At 44.0% G+C, this 2,735-nt stretch carries 1 protein-coding gene and 1 pseudogene; both read right to left on the reverse strand.

Annotated features, from left to right (window positions below; translation table 11 throughout):
- Nucleotides 1–1,314: sulfatase-like hydrolase/transferase (locus MHN01_RS23645; RefSeq protein WP_239413801.1), on the reverse strand; the 1,314-nt coding region annotated here is incomplete at its 3' end.
- 82 nt (nucleotides 1,315–1,396) lie between these two features.
- Nucleotides 1,397–2,725, reverse strand: a pseudogene (locus tag MHN01_RS23650) (glycoside hydrolase family 3 protein); the annotation flags it as partial.
- Between the last annotated feature and the right edge of the window lie 10 nt (nucleotides 2,726–2,735).

Below are 2,735 nucleotides of genomic sequence, written 5' to 3' on the forward strand. Positions count from 1 at the left end.
CTGCTGATCATTGATCTTATGGCCGTGACCCAGTACACCATCATCAAATAATGATTCCCCGTGATCAGCCGTGACCACAATCAGTGACTGGTCATAAATGCCCAGTTCCTCAAGCTTTAACATCAACTGTCCCACCGCATGATCAGCGGCTGCAACGGCATTCCAATAAGTATCTTCAAGCCAAGCCTTGTTTGCTGGAGATATTCGGCTTCGAGGAATGGGCGATATCTTCAAGAGGTTTTTCATTCCCTCATAATGATACGGGAAATGCGCCGCTTGAAAATTGATATAAAAGAACTGTTTGTTCGTACCTTTAACTTTGTCAAGCCGCTTATTGACCGCACTGACAACAACATCCTCGCCGAGCCTCAGGCTACCCAGGCTAGTATTGGCATACACTCGATCTTCAATATTAGTTGCAGCATCAAAGAAGTGCGTAGCCGTGGTATTCATATTGGTTTCTTTGCTGATATTGGCAAAAGACTCAGCCTGACCTGAAATAACATTAACCTGGTAGCCGACTGTTTGTAGAATTTCAAAAATTGACTGCTGGTGATGATGTGCCGTTAGCTCGCCATTAAACATGGCCTTCAAAGAGGCGGCTGTAAAACCGGTATGAGAGTAGACATTGGGGAACACGGCCCCTTGCCGACTGAGCTTGAGAAGATTGGGGGCCACAATATGATTGTTAACTCTTTTCTCTAAAACGTCTCCTCTGGTACTTTCCAACACCACAAAAAACACATAATCAAACTGTGGGATAACCCTTGAGTAGTCTAACTCATAATCAACATCCGTTAAGGTAAAATCCCCCAGCAGCATATCTTCATCAACATGGTTGCCCGGCACATCAACAGCCCCCGGATAAACCCTGGCGTCAAACATCGCCCCGTCTTCAGGGAACGAAAAATACCCATACCCGTCTTGGTCAAAATCACTCGCCATATCGAGCAGGGATGTAAGGGCAACATAGCTGTTTTTCTTTACTGCACCATACCGGACATTGTCATACTGCTTCACTTGCATAGCCAGCAATACAAAACCGAGCAAAAAAAACAGATAACCAGATGCCATACGCTTGAAAGGCAATACACCACCTTTGGTAGCTGGGGATGTGCAGCTATTAGCAGCTTTAACCACCAACTTATGCCCTACCCAATAGAGCAACATGGCGATAGCGAGGAAAACAATGAATATAAAACCTTCATCAGCAACATAGCCAATAGCAGACAACAGACTTCCACCAGCAATATTCTTTGCAATAGTAAAATTGATAGTATCACTCATATAATCGAGTACTTTATATTTTGCCAAAAGTACCATTAATGACACAGCGGTTGTTATATAGAACAAATGAAAGGAAACAACCAATCGAGATTTATTGGCTACGAGTGAAAGCTAATGCACGGTGCTCGTCTGAACCCAGAGTCTCTTGCTGCCCTGCCAGCTCACGCTCAGACGGCATGGGTTTGTCCCACAAGTTGGCACGGAGTTTAACCCGCAAGATACGGCTTACCGCATCGTCAATACGCGCCATTGGGATTGTACCATTATTAACCTGATCAATAAGGTTTTTATAAAATGCCTTCCAATCGCTATTTGCGGTAACCATAAACACGTCGTTACCTGAATTGACAGCAGCAGGACAATTTGAGGCAGTACAACCATTCAGCTCGCTCTGGCCGTTCCAGTCGGTAACCACAATACCGTCAAAGCCCATTTTATTTTTCAGTACATCGGTAATCATGTACTTACTGCCATGCAGTTTCTTGTTGTAGCTTCCGCTCCTAGCCTGATCATAGTTAGCATCACTGTGCCAGGAGTTAAACGACGACATTACCACCTGCGCACCAGCATTCAGGCCGGCAAAATAGCCCGTGGCATGAATATTTCTCAGGTATTCTTCCGTATAGTGGTTTTCACCACGGTCAACACCGCCTAGAGTTCCCCCGTCACCAACCCAGTGCTTCACATTTGAAATTACATTTCGCTCACCAGCAAGACCTTTAGATCCGCCTTGAATACCTTCAACCATCTTACCAGCGTATTGGTAAATGATTTCCGGATCTTCGGAGTAGCCTTCGTATACCCGGCCCCAGCGGTAATCACGTGGTGAAGCAACCGTAGGTGCAAATGTCCAGTCCAAGCCTGTTGCCGCAATTTCTTCAGCCGTCACCTTACCAATTTCATAGATCAAATCAGGGTTATTAGCCGCACCAAGGCCGATGTTATGCGGAAAGACTGTCGCCCGGAAAACATTATTATGCCCATGAACGGCATCAGTAGCCCACATGAACGGAATATTAAATCCGCGGCCGGCATAAGCCTCTTCTAATGCAAGCCAATATTTATCTGACTCTTTTGCCCAATCTTCTGCTGTAGCGTATTTGTTTCCACCCGGCCAAGCACCGCCGCCATTTAGGAGTGATCCTAATTTATACTGCTTTGCCTCTTCTGGCGTTACTTCAAGAAGGTTTGGCTGGATCATCTGGCCTACTTTCTCTTCAAGCGTCATTTTTGCCAGTATTTGAGATATTTTGCTCTCTATTTTTTCATTTTTGCTTATAGCACTATTTATTACTGGCCATTCACTGAAATATGGAACATTAGATTTAGGTTGTTTTTCTATAACACTAGCATTTAATTCACTGCACCCAGTAATTAATGCTAATGCAATAAAACAAGATAATAATTTTTCATTATACATTGAAAAACCTTTAATCATTTTTCATATA

It is taken from the genome of Photobacterium sp. OFAV2-7, assembly GCF_022347985.1.
GTDB lineage: Bacteria > Pseudomonadota > Gammaproteobacteria > Enterobacterales > Vibrionaceae > Photobacterium.